This window comes from Streptomyces hiroshimensis (genome assembly GCF_014650335.1).
Taxonomy (GTDB): Bacteria; Actinomycetota; Actinomycetes; order Streptomycetales; family Streptomycetaceae; genus Streptomyces; species Streptomyces hiroshimensis.
Window position 1 is genome coordinate 361055 of sequence record NZ_BMUT01000003.1, and the last position, 20167, is coordinate 381221.

At 69.1% G+C, this 20167-nt stretch carries 16 protein-coding genes and 1 pseudogene; 8 read left to right on the top strand and 9 right to left on the bottom strand.

Annotation, left to right across the window (positions count from 1 at the left end; all coding sequences use genetic code 11):
- The first annotated feature begins 15 nt into the window (after nucleotides 1-15).
- Nucleotides 16-465 carry a nuclear transport factor 2 family protein gene (locus IE241_RS10020; protein WP_229899036.1) on the top strand — a complete coding sequence of 150 codons (450 nt, stop codon included), beginning with the start codon at nucleotides 16-18 and terminating at the stop codon, nucleotides 463-465.
- 84 nt (nucleotides 466-549) lie between these two features.
- Here IE241_RS10020 and IE241_RS10025 read toward each other — a convergent pair whose 3' ends face one another.
- Nucleotides 550-1629 carry an LLM class flavin-dependent oxidoreductase gene (locus IE241_RS10025; protein ID WP_190021327.1) on the bottom strand — a complete coding sequence of 360 codons (1080 nt, stop codon included), beginning with the start codon at nucleotides 1627-1629 and terminating at the stop codon, nucleotides 550-552.
- Nucleotides 1630-2104: 475 nt separating this feature from the next.
- Between IE241_RS10025 and IE241_RS10030 the strand changes: the two genes are divergently transcribed.
- Both IE241_RS10030 and IE241_RS10035 read left to right on the top strand, forming a co-directional pair.
- Nucleotides 2105-2596: a hypothetical protein gene (locus IE241_RS10030; protein WP_190021328.1), complete on the top strand. Its 492-nt coding sequence runs from the start codon at nucleotides 2105-2107 to the stop codon at nucleotides 2594-2596.
- Nucleotides 2597-2688: 92 nt separating this feature from the next.
- Nucleotides 2689-3909: a protein-glutamine gamma-glutamyltransferase gene (locus IE241_RS10035; protein ID WP_190021329.1), complete on the top strand. Its 1221-nt coding sequence runs from the start codon at nucleotides 2689-2691 to the stop codon at nucleotides 3907-3909.
- Between the two features lie 100 nt (nucleotides 3910-4009).
- On the opposite strand, the gene IE241_RS10040 is transcribed toward IE241_RS10035, so the two are convergent.
- Nucleotides 4010-8329: an nSTAND1 domain-containing NTPase gene (locus IE241_RS10040; protein ID WP_190021330.1), complete on the bottom strand. Its 4320-nt coding sequence runs from the start codon at nucleotides 8327-8329 to the stop codon at nucleotides 4010-4012.
- Between the two features lie 35 nt (nucleotides 8330-8364).
- Nucleotides 8365-8751, bottom strand: coding sequence for a CU044_2847 family protein (locus tag IE241_RS10045; protein ID WP_190021331.1), 387 nt, complete (start codon nucleotides 8749-8751; stop codon nucleotides 8365-8367).
- 264 nt (nucleotides 8752-9015) lie between these two features.
- On the opposite strand from IE241_RS10045, the gene IE241_RS10050 reads away from it, so the two are divergent.
- Nucleotides 9016-9582 (top strand): GNAT family N-acetyltransferase, encoded by a 567-nt coding sequence (locus IE241_RS10050; RefSeq protein ID WP_190021332.1) that lies wholly within the window; start codon nucleotides 9016-9018, stop codon nucleotides 9580-9582.
- Here IE241_RS10050 and IE241_RS10055 read toward each other — a convergent pair.
- Nucleotides 9567-10949 (bottom strand): FAD-binding oxidoreductase, encoded by a 1383-nt coding sequence (locus tag IE241_RS10055; RefSeq protein WP_190021333.1) that lies wholly within the window; start codon nucleotides 10947-10949, stop codon nucleotides 9567-9569. The two genes, IE241_RS10050 and IE241_RS10055, sit on opposite strands and share 16 nt — an antisense overlap.
- An 87-nt stretch (nucleotides 10950-11036) precedes the next feature.
- Entirely contained in the window at nucleotides 11037-12014 is a 978-nt protein-coding gene (locus IE241_RS10060) for an antibiotic biosynthesis monooxygenase (RefSeq protein ID WP_229899038.1), read from the bottom strand.
- Nucleotides 12015-12122: 108 nt separating this feature from the next.
- On the opposite strand from IE241_RS10060, the gene IE241_RS10065 reads away from it, so the two are divergent.
- Nucleotides 12123-12689, top strand: coding sequence for a nucleoside deaminase (locus IE241_RS10065; protein WP_190021334.1), 567 nt, complete (start codon nucleotides 12123-12125; stop codon nucleotides 12687-12689).
- 52 nt (nucleotides 12690-12741) lie between these two features.
- Here IE241_RS10065 and IE241_RS10070 read toward each other — a convergent pair whose 3' ends face one another.
- Nucleotides 12742-13089 carry a hypothetical protein gene (locus IE241_RS10070; RefSeq protein ID WP_190021335.1) on the bottom strand — a complete coding sequence of 116 codons (348 nt, stop codon included), beginning with the start codon at nucleotides 13087-13089 and terminating at the stop codon, nucleotides 12742-12744.
- Nucleotides 13090-13528: 439 nt separating this feature from the next.
- Here IE241_RS10070 and IE241_RS10075 point away from each other — a divergent pair, with 439 nt between their 5' ends.
- Nucleotides 13529-13987, top strand: coding sequence for a VOC family protein (locus IE241_RS10075; protein ID WP_190021336.1), 459 nt, complete (start codon nucleotides 13529-13531; stop codon nucleotides 13985-13987).
- 29 nt (nucleotides 13988-14016) lie between these two features.
- Here IE241_RS10075 and IE241_RS10080 read toward each other — a convergent pair whose 3' ends face one another.
- The gene (locus IE241_RS10080) at nucleotides 14017-15006 is read right to left on the bottom strand and encodes a radical SAM protein (RefSeq protein WP_190021337.1); all 990 of its coding nucleotides are present in this window, start codon (nucleotides 15004-15006) and stop codon (nucleotides 14017-14019) included.
- Nucleotides 15003-15983, bottom strand: a complete 981-nt coding sequence (locus tag IE241_RS10085; RefSeq protein WP_190021338.1) for a helix-turn-helix transcriptional regulator — start codon at nucleotides 15981-15983, stop codon at nucleotides 15003-15005. The genes IE241_RS10080 and IE241_RS10085 overlap by 4 nt, the downstream gene beginning before the upstream one ends.
- 247 nt (nucleotides 15984-16230) lie before the next feature.
- Here IE241_RS10085 and IE241_RS10090 point away from each other — a divergent pair, with 247 nt between their 5' ends.
- Together IE241_RS10090 and IE241_RS34125 are read left to right on the top strand one after the other, a co-directional pair.
- Nucleotides 16231-16578, top strand: coding sequence for a VOC family protein (locus IE241_RS10090; protein WP_190021524.1), 348 nt, complete (start codon nucleotides 16231-16233; stop codon nucleotides 16576-16578).
- Nucleotides 16506-17255, top strand: a pseudogene (locus tag IE241_RS34125) (efflux MFS transporter permease); the annotation flags it as partial. The gene IE241_RS10090 and the pseudogene IE241_RS34125, both read left to right, overlap by 73 nt.
- Before the next feature lie 539 nt (nucleotides 17256-17794).
- On the opposite strand, the gene IE241_RS10095 reads toward IE241_RS34125, so the two are convergent.
- Nucleotides 17795-20119: an ATP-binding cassette domain-containing protein gene (locus IE241_RS10095; RefSeq protein WP_190021339.1), complete on the bottom strand. Its 2325-nt coding sequence runs from the start codon at nucleotides 20117-20119 to the stop codon at nucleotides 17795-17797.
- Between the last annotated feature and the right edge of the window lie 48 nt (nucleotides 20120-20167).

A 20167-nucleotide genomic window follows, 5' to 3' on the forward strand; every position in this document is an offset into this window, starting at 1 on the left:
CGAAGGAGCACGAACATGAGCACGACCATGAGCACCACCACCGACCCCCGGACCGTTGTCACCCGCTACATCGAGGCCGTGCGCGACGGCGACGCCGGCGTCATCCACGACAGCTTCGCCGAGGACGCGACCTGGCACTACCCGGGCAGCCTCCCGATCTCCAAGGTGTGGCACGGCCGCGACGCGATCATCAACGACTTCCTCGGCGGCATGGGACCCGCCCTCGTCCCCGGCAGCCTGGAAATCGTCCTGGTCAGCACCATCGCCGAGCGCGACCGCGTAGTCGCCGAATGGACCTCCAGGGCCACAACCGTGCACGGCAGCACCTACGACAACCGCTGCGTCGGCATCTTCACCGTCCGCGACGGCAAGATCACTTCCGTCATCGAATACGCCGACACCCACCACGTCGCCGCCGCCCTCTTCCCGGACCACCACGCCCCCCGGCCCGCCGGCGAGGTGTGAGCCGCGACGAACACAGGGCCGGGGCGATAACGTTCGCCGTCGCTCAGAGCCCCGGACTCGGGGCCTGCGACGCCTTCGGTCAGCTCAGGTGAGGAGTTTCGCGAGCAGGGCCATCTCGGTGGGCGGGTCGATCACCGGCTGGATGAGGAGTTCGTCGACGCCGGCCTGTTCCAGGGTGGTGATGCGGGCGAGGAGGTCGTCGCGGGTGCCGACCAGGGCAAGGGTGTTCATCAGCGAGGGCAGGACCAGGTCCCGGTCCTGCGGTGTGATGCGTCCGAGGTAGTTGGGATAGAGCTTGGTGTGCCGGTCCGGCGCAGTGGCGGTGGTGCCGCGCCGGTCGAGGAGCCGCCGCACCGCCTCGCGTTCCTCGGGGCCGAGTTGCCCGGCGAAGGCGGGTGTGTCGGCGGCTGTGTCGGCGGCGAAGGCCAGCAGCGACAGGACGAGGTGGCCCGTCGCGTCCCGGGCCGCGTCGCCGTGGGGGTCCTCGTCCTCGTCGAGTAGGTGGAGCGAGGTGACCACGTAGGAGTCCGCCCGGGAGTCCATGTGGGAGTCGGGGTCGCGGGGTGTGCCCTGGGCGGCGTGGCGGCGGGTGTCGTGCAGCGCGTGCCAGGCGGTGGGGTCCAGCAGGCCGAAGGAGATGAGGCCGGTGCCGCGGCGGCCGGCGACGGCGGCGGCCTTCGGTCCGAGCAGCGCGGCCACGACGAACTCGATCGGGTCGGCGGTGTTCACCTGCGCCCCGGCGTGCAGGAACCGGATGTCGCGGACCCGGTCGCCTTCGCGGTACTCGGTCGAACGCCCGGCGCACAGGTCCTGCAGTGCGACGGTGAAGTTCTCCAGCCTGGCCGCCGTGGTCGGCCGCATGCCCAGGGTGCGCCGGGCGGTGTTCCCGGTGCCGACTCCGCAGATGATCCGGCCCGGCGCCAGGGCGTTGAGGCTGGCGAGCCCGCTCGCGGCGGCCGGGGCCGAGCGCAGCGCCGGTGAGGTCACACCGATGCCGAGCCTGATGCGGCTGGTGGCCTTCGCACACAGGCTCAAGGCGACGAAGGGGTCGCCGTGGACCATCGGGGTGTCGTTGACCCAGAAGCTGTGCAAGCCCAGCTCCTCGGCTCGCACGGCGAGGTCCTCCACACCGGGCTGCGCGGCGACAACGACGCCTGCACGCATCAAAACCTCCAGGGTGTGAGGATCGATTCGAACCCGCTCAGCATGGCAGGTCCCGGCGCAGGGCCGTTGGGCCGCTGCGGCCCCGCAGACCACCCTGGCCCGGCTGGGTACCCGGGTCACCGCCCGCCATGCGGCCCGCAGCCGCGGGCACGGTCGGCGGGAACTGCGGGTCGTCAAGGCCCTGACCGTTGACGGGCTGGAGCCGGACTTTCCCGGCGCGGTCCAGGCTGCCCGGATCATGCGCTTTCGCGCGAACGCCAGAACCGGTCGACGCACCCGCAAGTATCCATCTCCCAAGTATCGCGGGCCGCCGGACAGCCGAGCGCAAAGGGGCCGGCATCCGTAACGACAAGATCGCGTCACGAGCCCTTAGTGACAGATTGGCCGGTTTTAAAGCCGTGATGTTGCTGGGGAGTTAACACAGGGACAGGATCACTGTTCGTATCAACCTCATCACTCATCCAGGAGCCGAGAAGTGATACGCAGAACCGCTCTCCGCACCCTCACCACAGTCGCCATGACCGCGGCCCTCGCCCTGCCCCTCACCCAGGGAGCCCAGGCGGCCACCCCGGCCACGGCCTCTCCGGCAACCGCCGCCACCCCTGCCACGATCAACGCGGGCGACGACAACCCCTTCCGCTGGATGGAACTGGACGGCCTGCGGGCCGACTTCCAGTTCATGTGTCCCGCGGGCCACTGTGTGGGCTTCTGGTCCCTGGTCCTGACGGACGACGTCGCGCAGCAGAAGTTCCAGGGCGGCAAGTTCTTCGTCTACGCCCCGGCCACGCGTGAGTTCAGCTTCTTCCTCGACACGGACATCGCCGTGCGCACGGTCAACCACCCCGGTCGGGTCCGCCTGGCCGACACCGAGTTCATGCGCTCCCACCCGCGCGTCGAGGTCCGCTACGGCGACCTCGACCACCCGGACCGGGCCCGGGTCGTCGCCTCGGCGACGACGCTGATGTAGCCGGCCGCTAACCCCTCCATTGCGTCGTGCTCTCGCATGCCCTCGCATGCCCTCGTTTCACGAGACTTCACCACAAGGGAGTGTTGATTTTCATGTACGCACGTCGGAGACTTCTCACCTTCGCCACTGTGGGTGCAGCCATATGCACCACCGGATTCATCCCGTCGGTCAGCCAGGCCGCCGGCAGCGGCGACAGGGAAAAGACGGGGTCCTACGCCGAAACGCACGGCCTGACGGCGGATGACGTCAAGAACATCAACGCACTCAACGAAAGCGCTCTGCCTCCGAGCGCCGGCTCGCCCTTCCGGGCCCCCGACTTCGTCGACGACAGGGAAACCCCTCCGGCCGAGCCGCTCGAAAGGATGCCTGATGCGTACCGGGCCTACGGAGGTAGGGCCACTACGGTCATCAACAACTACATACGCAAGTGGCAGCAGGTCTACAGCCACCGCGACGGCAAGATCCAGCAGATGACCGAAGAGCAGCGAGAAAAACTGTCCTACGGTTGCGTTGGCGTCACCTGGGTCAATTCGGGCCCCTACCCGACGAACAGATTGGCGTTCGCGTTCTTCGACGAGAACAAGTACAAGAACGACCTCAAAAACACCAGCCCCCGACCCGATGAATCGCGGGCAGAGTTCGAGGGCCGCATCGCCAAGGACAGTTTCGACGAAGGGAAGGGCTTCAAGCGGGCGCGCGATGTGGCGTCCATCATGAACAAGGCCCTGGAAAACGCCCATGACGAGGGGACGTACATCGACAACCTCAACACAGAGCTCACGAACAACAATGACGCTCTGCGCAACGAGGACAGCCGCTCGAACTTCTACTCGGCGCTGAGGAACACACCGTCTTTCAAAGAGAGGGACGGAGGCAACTACGACCCGTCCAAGATGAAGGCGGTGATCTACTCGAAGCACTTCTGGAGCGGGCAGGACCAGCGGGGCCCCTCCGACCGGAGGAAGTACGGCGATCCGGAGGCCTTCCGCCCCGACCAGGGCACCGGCCTGGTCGACATGTCGAAGGACAGAAGCATCCCGCGCAGTCCCGTCAAGTCCGGCGAGAGTTGGGTCAATTTCGACTACGGCTGGTTCGGGGCTCAAGCGGAAGCGGACGCCGACAAGACGATATGGACCCACGGCGACCACTATCACTCGCCCAATAGCGGCCTGGGCCCCATGCACGTATACGAAAGCAAGTTCCGGAACTGGTCCGGCGGGTACGCGGACTTCGACCGCGGAACCTACATGATCACGTTCATACCCAAGAGCTGGAACACCGCCCCCGCCAAGGTGAAGCAAGGCTGGCCGTAACAGAATCGGGCAGGAGGGCCGGATCGCGGCCCTCCTGCATCCACACCGGCGGAGAGCCCCACCCCCGACGATCATCCGCTCCAAGCAGTGGGGCTTCACATCAGACCGTGCAGATCTCGGTGGGGAGGCCGCCGGGGAGGTTGCCGCGTTCGTCGTCGGTGAGGTCGCGGCCGAGGACGGCGCACAGGTGCCGCTTCCAGAGGGCGGGGTCGAGGCGGACCAACCCGAGGCGGCCCCCTGCCTCGGGTGAGCGCAGGAGTGTCTTGCCGTCTTTGGTGGCTGCCAGGAAGCCCTGGTTCTCGCCGAATTCGTGAGTTTCGCGGTACCCGGGATCGTCCGCTTTCAGGAAGCTTACGGAACTCTTGTTGGCCAGGAAGAACCCGGAGCCCCCGGTGCCGCCGGCTGCCCAGCGGTTCGGGTTCAGCGGCCCGAGCGGGCCCGCCACTCTCCTGGGTGTCTGCCCGGGGCGTACCAGCCACAGTTCCACCATGCTGCCCGTGGTCATCACGGCCGCGTAGCGCGAATCTTTCAGGAACACGGCTACGTTGAGGTCGTCGCCGAGGCGTATACGACGCTCCTCGTCTTCCTTGCCTGTTCTCAGATCCACGGCGTGTACGTACGGCTCGCCGGCCACGGTGACGCCCACATGCCCGGGTTCGCGATGGCGGCCCACGAAGTAGGTTGGTCCGTCTTTCGTGGTGAGTCGCAGGTCACGCAGGTCGATCGGCTGCGACAGGCGGCGGCCCTCGCGGGCGTCCCAGTGCTCGACGCCCGTGCCGGAGACCGTCACGAGTCGGTCGTCATCGAGAAAGCGGAACTGCAGCAGTTCCGGTTTCCCGTCCTTGCCGACGGGTGGTTTCGCCGTGGTGAATTCGGCCAGCCGACGCAGCGAGGGCAGGGCGCGGACAGTGATCCGGTTCTGGTCCGACACGTCCGCCATCAGCGTCTCGGCGCTGTTGACCTGCAGTTCCTGCTTGGCGTCCGGGGGCGTGGAGGCGTCACTTTTGACTTCGGCGAGAGTTCGCTCCTCGGCTTCCAATTCCACGATGCGCAGGCTGTCGCCCTTGCGGCCTACTCGGACCACCATCCTGCTTCCGTCACCGAGCAGCTTCGGAGGGCTGTAGGCGGTGCTGTCGTCATACTTCACCAGTGCCCATCCGATCACCCTGTTCTTGCTCCGGGTGATGAGGACAGGCTCGCGCGCAGTCCCCAGGAGGGGCAGATTGGCGATCTCTCCCGGGATGTAGGAGGGGCCGTAGAACCGTGCCGTGCTCTTCGGCCGTGCAGTGGTGTCGACGAGATCCCACTTGTCCGTGTCGACGTCCACCGCGAAGTGCTCGCCCTTCCCGTCGACGGCCACGTCGGCGCATGAAGTGCTGTCCCCACGACGGTAACGACTCAGCACCTGCCCGTCCGCGACGCGCATGGCCTGGTAGTGGGCCGTTCCGACCGAGTTGGGGTCGGCCTTCTCTTCCCGGCAGACGACCACCACACTGCCGTTTCCCGAGACTCCCTTGCCCGATCCCTGGATGCCGCCCGCCAGTTCGCGCACCGATCCGGTAGCGATGTCGACCGCTACCATCGCGTACAGCGCCCCCAACGGCTCGGGGCTCCTGGTGGTGGCCACCAGAGTGTTCTCGTCCGGCCCGAACCACACGTCCGTGAGGCGCGCGACCTGTTTCGGCAGTGCCCGCAGCCGTCCCGTCTCCAGATCCCATACCTGTACCGGCCGATTCGACAGAGCAGCCGACACCCCGACCAGCCGGCGGGCGTCCGGGGAGAAGTCCATGATCTTGACACGGCCGGACGAAGCGGACATGGAGAGGTCCTTGAGCGCACCCGGGAGCGGATGTGCCGGCCCCACCAGCCGCTTCCCCGAGGGCGTCACGTCGTGCCACATCACGACGCCGTCCCCGTCCCTCAGGTAGGCGATGCGCCGTCCGTCCCGGCTGACCACGGGCGACAGAGCATTGTGGGCGAGGCGGAGCTGCTCCTGACGGACCTTGCCCTTGGCCGTACGCACGAACAGGGTTGCCCGGCCGGTCCCGGTCGTCACCAGCGTCACCGCGCCGTCCCTGCTCATGGCCGCGGCCTCCATATCCCCTTCGGCTCCCGACAGCACCCACGCCGCGTCCCGTAGCTTCTCGTAACGGCGCAGAAGCGCGCTGCGGGCCTCCTGCGTCGGCGCGGTCTCGTATGCGGCGAGCGCGGCCAGAGCGGCCTGCCCCGCGTTTCGGTCCATCAGCTCGTCCGACTGGATCGCGAGCGCCCGCGAGCGCCCCTCGGCCTTCCGCTGTGCGCTCACGCTTGATTCCTGTACGAGGAAGGTTCCCAGGCCGGCGATCAGGGCAAGAGCCAGGGTCACCGCGACCCACCCCGCGCGGACCCGGATGCGGCGCGCCCGCCGACGCCGGCGGGCCTGCGTCAGGAATTCCTGCTCCTCCTCGGTCAGGTCCGCCTCACGCCCTTGCAGCCTCGCTTCCACCGCAGCGAGCTGGAGGGCGCCGGGCAGCAGATCGGCCGACCGGTCGGCGTTGCGCCAGCGTTCCAGGTCGTGCTGCACCTCCGCCCGCCCCGCGAGGAAGTCGGCGTCGGCCCGGACCTGCTCTGCCAGCGCAGGCCATGCCGTGATCAGCGCCTCGTGGGCCAGCTCCGCGCTCTCCGGTCGGCCGACGCCTCCGTACAGGACCAGCAGCCGCCGCTGGGCCAGCGCCTGCACCAGGCCCCAGCGTTCGTCTCCTGCCTCCTCACGCGTCAGGGCACGCCGCAGCGGGGCCTCGCCGCCCGGCAGCACCCGCACGAGCCCTGTCAGCAGACCCCGCGCCTTCGCATCGTCCTCCGGGGTGACGCACTCCCGCCACGCCTGATCGGCATGGCGCCGCAGCGCGCCGGACACCCCGCCGAGGTCCTCGTACGTAGCGGCCTGCAGCCGTCCGGCCGCACGTCGCTCCCACAGCTGTGCCAGGACGAAGCCGAGCAGCGGCAGGATGCCGGGTTCGTCGCCGGACTCGTCCAGGATGCGCCGGTCGAGTCCGGGGTCGTACTCGACCGCTGGAATGCGCCGGAGCGGTTCTGTGATCACCGCCTGCAGCTGGTCCCGGGCCATGGGCGTGAGCGGGAGCGTCGCCCCGCGCTTCAGCGCGGGGCCCAGGCGCGCGTGGCTCAGTGCGGCGTCCATGAAGTCGGCGCGCAGGGTGGCCAGGACCCACAGGCCGGCCGGCTGCTGCTGCGGGAAGAGCAGTTCGACGGTCTCGGCGAGCTCCGCTTCCGAGCGGTTCAGCAGCGCCTCCGCCTGGTCGAGTACGACCAGCAACCGTGCGGCCGACCGGCCCGTGATCCGGTGGAAGGTGTCCGTGAGCCCCAACTCGCGCAGCCAGTGGTCTACGTGATCGACACTGTCCGCCCGCGCGGGGCCGTGCTGCCCCGACCTCACCGACTCGAACAGCTCCGTCGCGAGAGCCGCCCTCGTGGACGTGATGCGCCCGGCATCGATCACCAGGACCTCGTAGCCGTCCTGACGCATCCTGGGCACCACACCGGCCAGCGCAAGGGACGACTTGCCGCAGCCTGAAGGCCCGTAGACCGTGACGCTCGGCTGATTGCCCCGCAGGGCAGTGGCCACCTTTGCCACGTCCTCGTCGCGGCCGAAAAACACCTCCGCGTCGGTCTCTTGAAAGGCCGCAAGTCCGCGAAAGGGGGCCGCCGGGCGCAGCACGGCGGCCAGTTCCGGTATCTCCCGCACCAGTGTTCTCGTACGGAGCACGAACGCCTGCTGCGCCTCACGCACCGGCTGGGCTGCCACCAACAGGCCCACCGCTGCGCCCAGGTCGTCGTCCCAGACGGGGCTGCCGCTGAAACCCGGCTTGACATGCACGGCCTGCCCGTCCGCCCGCGACAGCTGCACCCAGCCGCGCCCGGTGGGCCCGCGGAACCGTCCCTGGTGCCAGATGCCGTCCGGGTGATCGTCCGTGAACCCCACGGCACGGGCCTCGTGGTCCCACACGCTCTCGGCGTCCGCCATCGGCAGCGGGCGCGCCCCGGGGATCGGATCCTGCAGACGCAGTACGGCCACGTCGCCGGTCTGGTCGTCTCTGACAGGCACCCACCGCCATACGGCAGCCGTCCTCGCGTGTGCCTGCCCCGTGGCGTCGGCCATGCCGTCGGACGTGCCATCAGCCGTGCCGCCGGTCGTGCCGTCGGCCAAGGGAAGATCAATGGTGACCTCGGCCCCGGCGTCCACCGCGGCATCGCGGGGTAGGTCAAGGGCGTCAGAGACCACATGGGCGCAGGTCAGGATCAGGTCCGGGGCGATGAGAAAGCCCGCGCCGCCGACCGCGCCGTCCTGACCTGTGACACGCACGACCGCCGACACGAGTGCCGACTCCGGCTCCTGCGCGCCGCGTACTCTGTCTCCGCCCACCTCGACCTCCGCGTGAAACGCGACCCCTTGTCAGGTCAACTCCCCTGGGGAGGATCCCCACTTGGGTCACTACTTGGGTCACTTACGTCGATCCTGTTCCAGGTCAGGTTGACGGAGAAGTTCGCAGCTGTCACGACGCTGGCGATGACCACCTTCGCGTCGGCCGATACGGTCACACCGAACTGCAAGGTCGCCTCGTCCGGCGGATGAGTCATCGCCTGGCACCGCCCGACGAAGGCGTTCGCCACGGGACGTATGACGTCCAGCATCTTCCCGAGCGACTGCTCGGCCCGCGCCACGGTACGGCCACCTCGACCGACCCGCACCAGGTTCTCGTCGACCTCGTCCACCTGGACCCGGACGACGTCATCACCGTCGCCGAGGGGAACTTCCACGGTATGGAAGGGGCGGCGCTCACTCATCGCAACACACCGCCGAGAGCTCGCACGGACGCCGCGAACGCGGCCGGGCCCTGGCCCACACAGGTGACGATCGGGCGGGTCGGAACGAGGGACATAGCGCTCCTTTATGACTGAGACGATGCATTTCGGCGGCATCAGCCGGGGTAGGGCGGAGTTCTCAGGCGGATCGTAACGAGTCGAACAGGCGTGGGGGCGGTTATGGCGCATTCCGGTAAGTGCCTGGCGAGGATGGCGGAGAGCCCATTTGCGATCCAGAATGATCGGATGGTCACACTTGAGACTCCCCGTTTGATCCTGCGTCGCTGGCGCGAGGAAGACGTTGCGCCCATGACTGCCGTCAATGCCGACCCCGAGGTCATGCGGTGGATCCGTGACGGCAGCGTCCGTGACGAACAGCAGACTCGCGACGGGATCCAGGCATGGGAGATCGAGTGGGAGTCACAGGGCTTCGGCCTGTTCGCCGTGGAGATCCGGTCCACTGGCGAGCTGGCCGGATTCACCGGCCTTTCGGTGCCCGAGTTCTTGCCTGAGATACTGCCGGCGGTTGAGGTCGGCTGGCGGCTGGGACGTTCCCACTGGGGGCAGGGCCTGGCCACCGAGGCCGCTGCGGCCGCCGTACGGTTCGCGTTCGAAGAGCGAGGGCTGGAGCGGATCGTCAGCATCGCTCAAGTGGGCAACGACGCCTCCGAACGGATCATGACCAAACTGGGGATGCATCCGGTCCGTGAGACCGTCAATCCCACCTGCGGTCGGCGAGTAAGGGTGTTCGAGTTGTCGTCGGACCAGTACGTCGCAACCACTCGGAACCCTGAAGGTCACGGCGCCAGGTAGGAGTGGAAGACGTTCTCCGGGTCCCATGCGGCCTTGAGTTCCTGCAGGCGGTCCCAGTCGGCGGGTGCGTACGAGCGGCGGACCCGGGAGGCATCGGCTTCCAGGTCCGTTTCGGCGATGTAGTGGCCGCCGTGGCCCGACGGATCGGCCGCGGTCATGGCATCCCGCAGCCACTGCGCGTTGGTCCCGTCCGCGGCGGGGTCGTCCCAGATCGCGTAGCACACGAGGTAGGACGCGCCGAGCGGGGAGAAGGCCATGTTCCGGAGCAGAGCCGGGTCTTCGGAGACGGGCAGTACCGGCGCGAGGACGAGAGACCTGCCGGAGGGGGCGCGGGATATCGCGGCGGCCATACGGTTCAGCTGTGTCTCGTAGGTCTCCTCCGACCACAGCGTGTCCGCCGCGTACCGGTGCACCGAGGGCCATACCGCGTCGGCGCCCTGGTGCAGGCGGGCGAACGACGTCGGTTCGGGTGCCTGGAGGGCGACGGCGCTGTCGGCGAGGGGACAGGACTCCGCCGGCGAGAGAGCGACGAGTGCTTCTTCGTGCGTCCTGGCGAACGCGGTCATGCCGACCAGGATCCGCGGACCGGGCGGGGAGGTGGCGGTCGGTTCGCCGGACGCCGTGAGGACCAGGGCCGTCTCGACGTTCGCCGGGAGTTCGCGTGCGACCCCTTCCGCCCAGGCCGCCACGGGGCCGGTGGCGGCCGATGGGAAGGTGAGGGTGGTGGTCACGACGGCCCCCGGGTGGGGGTGCAGGCGGAGCCGGAAACGGGTGACGACGGCGAAGAAGCCGGGCCCCGCGCCGCGGGCGGCCCAGAAGAGGTCGGCGTTCTCGGTCTCGCTGCACGTGACCGTCCGGCCGTCGGCGGTGACGACCCGGATCTCCAGGACGTCGGCGCATGACGGTCCCCACGCGCGGGAGTTCCACCCGAGTCCGCCGCTGAGCAGGAATCCGCCGACCGCGACGGAGGGACAGTGGCCCACGGGAAAGGCGAGGTCGTGCGGGGCCAGCGCCCGGACCAGGTCCCCTCCGGTGGCGGCGGGCCCCGCAGTGGCCGTCATCGACCCCGGGTCGATGCTGCACTGCCGGAGCCCGGAAAGGTCGATGAGCAGGCTCCCGTCGCGGAGCTGGGAACCTGACCAGTTGTGTCCACCGGAACGCGTCGAGACGCGGAAACCCTCGGAGCGTGCATAGGAGAGGGCCTCCGGAACGTCCTGCTCGGAGGCCGCCTGCACGATGGCCTCGGGGAAGCGCTCCGGCTTGAGCCCGTTCCACACCGCGGCGGCCCTGGCGGTGTCGTACGCGGGGTCGCCCCGCCGGAGCAGGGCTCCTTCGAAGCGTGCTGCGGGCGAACGCCCGGGCATCATGGCCTCCTCCTCGATGGGACGGTTGCGGCAGGGGGCGGGGTCAGGGTCGCAGTCGGGGGCGGGGCGGGATCGGGGTCGAGGTCGGGGTCAGCGGGTTATCAGGCCGAAGATCGCGATGAACAGGAGATAACAGATCACCACGGCCGCGGCACCCGCCACCTGGACGCGCAAGCTGCGCGCGCGGCCGGGCACGAGCCAGAACGCCAGAGCCTTGTTCACCAGAGGCATCAGCAGCCACGTCAGTGCGCTGACGCTCAGCACGTTGCCGAGAAACAGGCCCACGTATCCCGGAACGCCGAGCCGGTCCAGCTCGGCACCCACGGTCAGGTTCAGCACCATGACGGTGGGATAGAGCGCCAGGATCACGGACATGGCCTGCTTCCAGTTCGGCGGAGCGGCGTCCTGTGCGCCCTTGCCGAAACGGAACCAGCCGCTGAACGCGGAGCCGACCTTGCGTACGTCGTAGGAGGCGAAGTAGGTACGCCCCTCCTCGAGCAGCTCGCTGCGGGCATCGGACCCGAGCCACTCCTCAAGGTGCTCGCGGGAGTCGAACCGGAAGACGGCGACCCAGCGGTCCTCCACCCCCTCGACCGGTCTGAACAACTCGGACCCCATGAATCCGGGAGACTTCTCCTGCGCTTTGAGGACCTTCTCCTGCCAGCGCAGAAAGCCCTCTTCGCGTCCGGGCTTCACGTCGTGGGAGATGACGGCGGTGACGGTCTCGGGGGCCTGTTCGGCCGGGGAGCCGCCTCGGAGCACCTCTTGTGTCGGAGCCTCTTCGAAGAATCTCCGGCCTTCGGCGAGCAGTTCCCGCCGGCGGTCCGACTCCAGCCAGGCGGTCAGGTAGTCGATCCCGGAAAACCGGAAGACCGTCACCCATTCGTTCTCGGAACCGGCACCGGGCGGGTACACCTCGGAGCCCTCGAACCCGTCGAATTCGCGGGCCGCCTCGTTCGTCCGGTTCTGCCAGCGCTGATACTCGTCGGCATGGCCCGGTCGCACTTTCTGCGAGGTCACAACGGTGGCGCTGTCGGCCGCGGAGTCACGGCTTGCACGTGGACTCACGTGGAGTAGCGTAGTTCATATAACATTTATACGGCAAACCGGGCATTTGATTGCCTGCTCCGTGAGTCCCTCCGCAGCGGGAAATCGACGCCGATGGGAGACTCCGTGATGGAACACAAAGAACTCATCACCGAGGCTGTACGCCTTGCCACCGAGTCCGTGGAGAACGGCTGGGGCGGCCCCTTCGGTGCAGTGATAGCCCGCGACGGGAAGATCATCGCGCGCGGGCAGAACCGGGTCCTCCTCACCGGCGACCCCACGGCCCACGCAGAAGTCGAAACCATCCGCAAGGCCGTGCAGTGCCTCAACCCCGAGGCGCCGTCCATCGCCGAGGAACACCAGAACGAGAGCACCCTGGAATACGTCCCCCGCCCCGAAGGCTCACCGGACCCCGTGCCCGCGCGAGCACGCATGCTCCAGGGCTGCTCGATCTACATCAGCGGCGCTCCGTGCCCGATGTGTATGAGCGCCATCTACTGGTCCCGCATCGATGCCGTCTACTTCAGCTGCGCCCTGGACGACACCCGGCGCATCGGTTTCGACGATTCGTTCCAGTACGAGGACTTCGGGAAGCCGCTCGACGAGCGCAGGATCAAGATCGAGCAGATGCATCCCGAAATCGGCGCCCACGCCTACGACGCATGGACGAACAAGCCGAACCGGCACCCGTACTGAGTGCGCGCCGGCGCTTGGTGCCGGATTCCACTGAACTCCGGCAGGCGCTTTTTCACGAAGGCCGCCACGCCCTCCTTCTGGTCCGCGGTCGTTCTGACCGGCGGTCGTTCTGGTCCGCGGTCGCGAATCCCACCTGGAACAAGCTGCGTTCGACGCCCAGCACGCCCAGCAGCGACGCTACGGAGGAGTCGCTCGCTGTGCCTACCGTCTGGCAGTGGTAGTTCGCCGGGGCCTCCGGAGTGGGCGGTGCGCAGCCGATGACAGCGGTACCGCCGACGGACGTTCCTGTGCAGTGGACGTCCACGCCGTCGGCGGCGACGGCGGGGGACGCGCTGGCCGCTCCACCGAGCAGGGCGACGGTGGACGCGAGCGTGGTCAGGCTGCGGCGCAGGTGCTTCATACGGAGCTCTCCCTCGGTGAGCGTGAGGGGCGGCGTGCCGGCGGATGCCGTCAGCGGTCTGGCGGGCCGACGGTAAGGGGCTGGGTGCACCGTCCGCCGCCATGGCGCTCCCGCCTCGAAAGCAGCAGACGTGACTGACAGCTGGTGCAGGAACCTTCGGCGGCGTCCGGCCAGACCGCCCAGTCGTGGCACGTGCAGGGCTGTAGGCGGCATCGATGGTCCCTCTTCAAGGAGACTCTGCTGCGCGGTGCACGCCGAAGGCCCGTAGCCGGGCCGACGCCATCCGTATCGCCCGCGCCAACGGCCGGCTCCGATGGATCCACCCAACCAATAGGACATTTACCGACCTATTGGAAATTTAACGTGGGTCACGTCGCAGGGAAGCCTCTCTGCTCATCCCGTGATCAACGGCTTTGCCGGCAAAGAAAAGGAGCCAGTCATGGCCCAGAAGGAAACGATGCAGCGGTTCACCCCGATGCTGTACGTCAACAACAGCTACGAGGCCGTCGCGTTCTACCGTGAGGTCTTCGGCGTTGAGGAGATCGCCGAGCGCACCATGCTGCTGTCGCAGGTCCCGGGCATGGAGCAGGTGCCGGGTGCGGAGCACGTGGTGGTCTACTCCAAGCTCCAGTTCGCCGACGGCAGTGGCCTGAACGTGGCCGAGCTGTCCGACGAGGGCGTCTACGCGAAGGACGGCGGCGCCGTCGTCGGCAACAACATCCACGTCGGGCTCCAGCACACCGACACGGCCGTCCAGAAGGCCGAGTTCGACAGGCTCGCCGAGGGCGGGACGGTCATGGAGCCGCTGGAGGAGAAGTTCTGGGGCACCGTCTTCGGCATCGTCCAGGACCGCTACGGCGTGATCTGGGAGTCCAACTGCTACCTGAAGCAGGGCTGATCAGCTGATGCCCCCGCCTCCGGAACCGTCTAGCGGTCCCGGAGGCGGGGGTTTGTGCTGTCCGAGGTGCGGCGGCCGGCGTCGCGTATGTAGTCCTCCCAGCGCGGCAGTCCGTGGAGGGCGGCCCGGGCGTGGAGGTGGGCGGTGACCTCGCGGACGTACGAGGCGGGCATGGAGCGGCTGTTGGCGTAGGAGGCGGCCAGGCGCTGATGGAGGTGGGGCGGCAGGTGGACGGCGGACTGCCGGAGGAACCAGTCGCGGGCGCCGGGGCTGATACGCATCACGTCGGGGTAGACGGTGACGGCGCCGACCTCGGCGCAGGCGTCGATGAGCGCGTCGAGGGCGGCGGGGTGGTCGCCGGCGTGGGGGATGACGGGGGCGATGAGCACCCCGGCTGGGACACCGGCCGCTCGGAGGGCGGCGATGGTGGCGAGGCGGGCACGCGGGGGTGCGGCGCCGGGTTCGAAGGCGCGCCACACGCGCTCGTCGAGCGAGCCGAGCGAGGTCATGACCAGGACGTTCGCTACCCGGGCGGCTTCGGCGAAGAGGCCGAGGTCCCGGCGGAGCAGGGCGCTCTTGGTCGTGGTGGTGAACTTGACGCGGTGGTCGGCCAGGGCACGGAGGATGCCGGGCATGAGGCGGTAATGGCCTTCGGCCCGTTGGTAGCAGTCGGTGGAGGTGCCGACCATCACCCAATCGTCTCCGGTCTTCCCTCGGCGAAGTTCGCGGCGCAGGACGTCGGCGGCGTTGGTCTTGACGACGACCTGGGTGTTGAAACCTTCCCCGGTGTCGAAGCCGAGAGGTTCGTGGCCGTCGCGGGCGAAGCAGTAGGTGCAGGCGTGGGTGCAGCCCCGGTAGGGGTTGAGGGTCCAGGCCATGCCGCCGGGGCGGGCTCCGGGGATCTTGTTGAGCAGGGTGCGGGCGCGTTGTTCGTGAAAGGTGATGTCCCGGAAGCCGGGCGCGGGTGCGGGCGGCGGTGCCACCAGCGCGGCGTCGAAGAGCCCCGGCCGGCTGTTCACCTGGCGCCCCCTGCCTGTTCGGCGGTGTGCGCGGCGCGCAGGACGCGTTCCCCCAAGGTCCTCAAGTGGGGGCCGAGTTCGGGCGGGTCGAGGACCTCGAAGTCGAAGCCGAGGACGGCGATGCGGTAGGCGAGGTATTCCAGGGAGTCGGCACCGGTGAGGAGCCGGCAGGTGTGGTCGTCGACGGGTTCGACGACACCGAGGGTGGCGGGGACGCGGTCGGCAACCTGCTCGGCGGGGGCGTGGACGAGGAGCAGGGCGCGGTGGCCGGCGGTGCCGCTGAGGGTGGTCGAGACCCAGGTGGCAGCGTCCACGCCGCCGGGCAGTTCGCGGGCCGGGACACGGGCGCCGGTGCGCAGCGGGTCGGTGAGGCGGTCGAGGCGGAAGGTGCGCCAGTCGGCGCGGTCGCAGTCGTGGGCGACGAGGTACCAGCGGCGTCCGGCGGCGACGAGGCTGTGGGGCTCGGCCAGGCGGCGGGTCTCCTGCCCGTTGGCGGCGCGGTAGGTGAAGCGGACCTTCTCGTGGGTGACACAGGCGGCTGCGAGGAGGGCGAGATGTTCGGCGTCGGCGCTCGGCCCGCCTTGCGGGACGGCGACCGCAGCCTCCTGGAGGACGGTGACGCGGCGGCGCAGCCGGGAGGGGAGGACCTGTTCCAGCTTGGCCAGGGCGCGTACGGAGGTCTCCTCGATGCCGGTGACCGAGCCCGCGGCGGCGGTGCGCAGACCGATCGCGATGGCGACGGCCTCGTCGTCGTCCAGGAGGAGGGGCGGTATGGCGGTGCCGGCGGTGAGCCGGTAGCCGCCGGTGTTGCCTTGCGTGGCGTGCACGGGATAGCCGAGCTCGCGCAGGCGGTCGATGTCGCGGCGGATGGTGCGCGGGCTGACGCCCAGACGCTCGGCGAGCTCGTGGCCGGGCCACTCGCGCGGGGACTGCAGCAGGGAGAGCAGCCGCAGCAGGCGGCCGGGAGTGTCACTCATGCCCGGGAGCCTCCCACCGCAATAGGACATTTCCCGGCCTAAAACCACGAGGAAAGCAAGATGCGGGCCGCCGAGCAGCCGTTTTGCCCAATAGAGGCGAATTGACCCATTGGCTTCCTACGGTCGTTGCGTACCCCTGGTCGCTGCATACCCCCTGGAGAAGCCCCCGGGCCCGTACCGACTCCCAGGGATCCCCCTGAATCCATCCGAACCTATCCGGATTCCCCCACACCACCTGGAGCCTGCCATGGCCGAGCAGACTCTGTTCACCACCCCGATGATCTACTGCGACAACGCCCTCGACGCCCTCACGTTCTACACGGACGCCCTCGGCGCCGAGGAACTCACCCACCGCCGCATGCTCGCCTCCCACCTCCCTGGCCTCGAGGACGCCCCGGGCATGGACCGCACCGTCGTCTACTCCGCGCTGCGCTTCCCCGACGGCAGCGGCCTCAACGTCGCCGACCGCTTCGAGAAGGCGGCGTTCGGCTCCCCGGCGCGATCACCGCCGTCGGCACCATCCTGGGTCCCGTCCTCGGCGGCCTTCTCGTCCAGGCCGACCTGTTCGGCCTGTCCTGGCGGCCGGTCTTCCTGATCAACCTGCCCATCGGCCTGGCCGCCCTGCTCATCGCCGCCCGCGCGATGGGCGAATCGAAGGCCGAGCGGCCGCCGCGCCTGAACCTCACCGGCATGGGCCTGGCCGCGCTTGGCCTGCTGACGGTCATCTACCCGCTCACCGAAGGCCGTGCGCTGGGCTGGCCGACATGGGGCTTCGTGATGATGGCCGCGGGCGCGGCCGTACTCGCCGTCTTCGTCGCGCACCAGCGGGCCAAGACCGCGTGCGACGACAGCCCGCTGATGCCCACCGGCCTGTTCACCGCCCGCAGCTTCAGCGCCGGCATCGGCGTACAGCTGCTGATCACGCTCAGCCTGAGCGTCTTCTTCCTGGCCTGGATGCTCTACCTCCAGATCGGCCTCGGGTACAGCGCGCTGCGCGCGGGACTCGCCGGATTGCCGTTCTCCGTCGCCGTCATGCTCGGCGCGGGGCTGGCCATGGGCGCGCTCGTGCCGAGGTTCGGCCGTACGGTCCTGCAGGCCGGCGCCGTCCTGATGGTCGCGGGACTGCTGCTCTTCGCCTGGCAGACAGGTCAGGCCGGGCCCTCGATCGGCTACTGGCAGATGGCCTGGCCCATGGCCGTCTTCGGACTCGGTATGGGAATGATCGTCGCCCCGCTGACCGACACCGTCCTCACCGACGTCCCCGCCCGCGACGCGGGCTCCGCCTCCGGCGTCACCGCCACGGCCGGGCAGCTCGGCAGCGCCTTCGGAGCGGCGCTGGTCGCGGTCGTCTTCTTCGGCCTGCTTCCCGGCCACGCCGCGAACGAGGACGTCACCGACCGGCTCCGCAGCGACCTGGCCGCCACCTCCCTCGCCCCCGACCAGGCCGACCGCACGGTGACCGCCTTCTCGCTGTGCCACCGGGACCGTGCCTCCCGGACCGACCCCGGCAGCACCCCGGTCAGCTGTGCCGCTCTGACCTCCGCACTGACCCCCGCGCAGGCGGACCCGCGCGCCGCGGACGCCCTGCGGCAGGCGGGCGTGCGGGCCAACGCCCAGGCCTACACCGACACGGTCGGCGAGACAGTACGGGCGGCAAGCCGTACTGCAACGTCTTCACCGGCAACCCGTTCCCCTCGGGCGGATGTACGACCACTCCTCCGGCCCGGGCGGCGCCGACTACATGATGCCGTCCTTCCTGGTCACCGACGTCCCCGCCACGGCCGCCGAGGCCACGGCCGGCGGCGCCTCGGTCAGTCGGCCAGGTCCTGCCGAAGTGCCGCCGCAGTATGGGACCTGCGGTTCTTCAACAGCTGGGCCGGGGTCCCGGTGAACAGGACCCGCCCGCCGTGCCGGCCGCCCTCCGGGCCCATGTCGATGACCCAGTCGGCACGCTTGACGACATCGAGGTTGTGCTCGATGACGATGACGGTGTTGCCGTCGTCGACGAGCCGGTCCAGCAGCCGCTGGAGGGTTTCGATGTCCGCCATGTGCAGACCGGTGGTGGGCTCGTCCATGACGTAGATGCCGCTGCGGCTGCCGAGATGCCCGGCGAGCTTCAGGCGCTGGCGTTCGCCTCCGGACAGGGTCGACAGGGGCTGCCCGAGCGTGAGGTAGCCGAGCCCGACCTCCACGAGCGTCTCCAGCGCCGCCCGCACACCCTTTTCTCCCCGCCCGGCGAAGAACGCACAGGCTTCCTCGGCGGTCAGTGCGAGGACATCGGTGATCTTCCTGCCCCGCAGGGTGTGGGCGAGGGCCTCGGCGCTGTAGCGCAGGCCGCGGCAGGTCTCGCACACCGTGGTGACCGGGTCGGCGAAGGCCATGTCCGCCGTGATGCTGCCCTTACCGCCGCACGCGGGGCACGCGCCGGTCGAATTGAAGCTGAACAGTCCGGCGGGCACGCCGCCCGCGTCGGCGAAGAGCTTGCGCACCGTATCCATGATCCCCAGCCAGGTGGCGGGCGTGGACCGGGAGTTGGCTCCGATGGCGCTCTGGTCGATCACAACGGCGTCGGGGCGCTGTTCGGTGAACACCTCGGATATGAGAGTGGACTTGCCGGAGCCCGCCACACCCGTGACCGCGACCAGCACACCGGTGGGGATGTCCACGGAGACGTCCTTGAGGTTGTGCCGGCTGGTGTGGACGACGGACAGGTGCCCCGTCGGGGTACGAACCTCCGTCTTCAGCGGCAGCGTGCGGCCCAGGTGCCGGCCGGTGAGCGTACCGGCCCTGCGCAACCGGGCCACGCTCCCCTCGAAGACCACCTGCCCGCCGTGCGCGCCGGCACCCGGCCCCATGTCGACGACGTGGTCGGCCAGCGCGATGACGTCCCGGTCGTGCTCGACTATCAGCAGCGTGTTGCCCTGGTCCCGCAGCTGCGTCAGCAGCCGTCCCACCCGGCTCACGTCGCGCGGGTGCAGACCGGTGGAGGGCTCGTCGAAGATGTAGGTCATGCCGGTGAGGCTGGAGCCCAGGTTACGGACGATCTTCAGCCGCTGCCCCTCGCCGCCGGACAGGGAGGCGGTCTCGCGGCCCAGGTGCAGATAGCCCAGCCCGATGTCCTCGATCCGCCGCAGGCCCTCGACGGCCGCCCGTGCGATCGGGGTGCCCAGCGGGTGGTCGATCCCGTCCAGGACGCCGATCAGGTCGGTGATCTCCATGGCCATGTGGTCGGCGATGTTCAGCCCGTTGATCCTGGTCCGCAGGGCGGCCTCGTTCAGCCGGGAACCGTGACAGCCGGGGCAGTCGGCGTCGGTGGTGAACTCCTCCACCGCGTCCCGGGTCCGCTTCGAGAGCGTCGACAGGTCCCGGTTCAGATAAAGGCGGTTGAACCGGTCGACGATGCCCTCGTAGACGACATTCTGGATGCCCTTGCGGGTGGCGAGCTCGATCCTCACCTCGCCGTCCGGGCCGCCGTGCAGCAGGGTCTGCCACTCCCCCTTCGTGTACGAGCGCAGCGGCTTGTCGTTGTCGAACAGCCCGGAGCGGGTGAACAGCGTCCACTGCACGCCCCCGACGTTGAAGAGCGGGAAGAGCAGGGCCCCGGTGTTGAGGGATTTGCTCCTGTCGAAGAAGCGGTCCAGGTCGAGCTGGACGGTGCGGCCCAGCCCCTGGCAGGCGGGGCACGCGCCGGACGGGTCGTTGAAGGAGTACGCCGTCGACATGCCCGCCGAGGGTTCGCCCGCGCGGGAGAACAGCAGGCGGATCAGCGAGGCGATGTCGGTCATCGTGCCCACCGTGGAACGCGCCCCGCCGCCGAGGGGCCTCTGATCCACCACGATCGCGGGGGTGAGGTGGTGGATGCCGTCTGCCTCGGGCTTCTCGTACTTGGGAAGACGGTTGCGGACGAACGCCGGGAAGGTCTCGTTGAGCTGGCGCTGGGACTCCACGGCGATGGTGTCGAAGACCACCGACGACTTGCCCGACCCGGACACACCGGTGAACACCGTGATCACCCCTTTCGGGATGGTCAGGCAGACGTCCTTGAGGTTGTGCTCGCGGGCACGGGTGATGACGATGCCGCGCGCGTCGTCACGGCGGGGCTTGGTGCTCACAGCGGTGGTCCTGGCGGTGCTCATGGCGGTGCTCCTGGCAAGCGGTACGGCCCCGGACCGGGCGGTGCGCCG

Bases quoted from the DNA above. Each gene is read 5' to 3' on its own strand.
- IE241_RS10025 (WP_190021327.1), bottom strand. From the start codon at position 1,629: ATGCGTGCAGGCGTCGTTGTCGCCGCGCAGCCCGGTGTGGAGGACCTC.
- IE241_RS10085 (WP_190021338.1), bottom strand. From the start codon at position 15,983: ATGAGTGACACTCCCGGCCGCCTGCTGCGGCTGCTCTCCCTGCTGCAG.
- IE241_RS10035 (WP_190021329.1), top strand. From the start codon at position 2,689: ATGTACGCACGTCGGAGACTTCTCACCTTCGCCACTGTGGGTGCAGCC.
- IE241_RS10045 (WP_190021331.1), bottom strand. From the start codon at position 8,751: ATGAGTGAGCGCCGCCCCTTCCATACCGTGGAAGTTCCCCTCGGCGAC.
- IE241_RS10070 (WP_190021335.1), bottom strand. From the start codon at position 13,089: ATGAAGCACCTGCGCCGCAGCCTGACCACGCTCGCGTCCACCGTCGCC.
- IE241_RS10075 (WP_190021336.1), top strand. From the start codon at position 13,529: ATGGCCCAGAAGGAAACGATGCAGCGGTTCACCCCGATGCTGTACGTC.
- IE241_RS10095 (WP_190021339.1), bottom strand. From the start codon at position 20,119: ATGAGCACCGCCAGGACCACCGCTGTGAGCACCAAGCCCCGCCGTGAC.
- IE241_RS10020 (WP_229899036.1), top strand. From the start codon at position 16: ATGAGCACGACCATGAGCACCACCACCGACCCCCGGACCGTTGTCACC.
- IE241_RS10055 (WP_190021333.1), bottom strand. From the start codon at position 10,949: ATGATGCCCGGGCGTTCGCCCGCAGCACGCTTCGAAGGAGCCCTGCTC.
- IE241_RS10090 (WP_190021524.1), top strand. From the start codon at position 16,231: ATGGCCGAGCAGACTCTGTTCACCACCCCGATGATCTACTGCGACAAC.
- IE241_RS10065 (WP_190021334.1), top strand. From the start codon at position 12,123: ATGGAACACAAAGAACTCATCACCGAGGCTGTACGCCTTGCCACCGAG.
- IE241_RS10050 (WP_190021332.1), top strand. From the start codon at position 9,016: ATGGTCACACTTGAGACTCCCCGTTTGATCCTGCGTCGCTGGCGCGAG.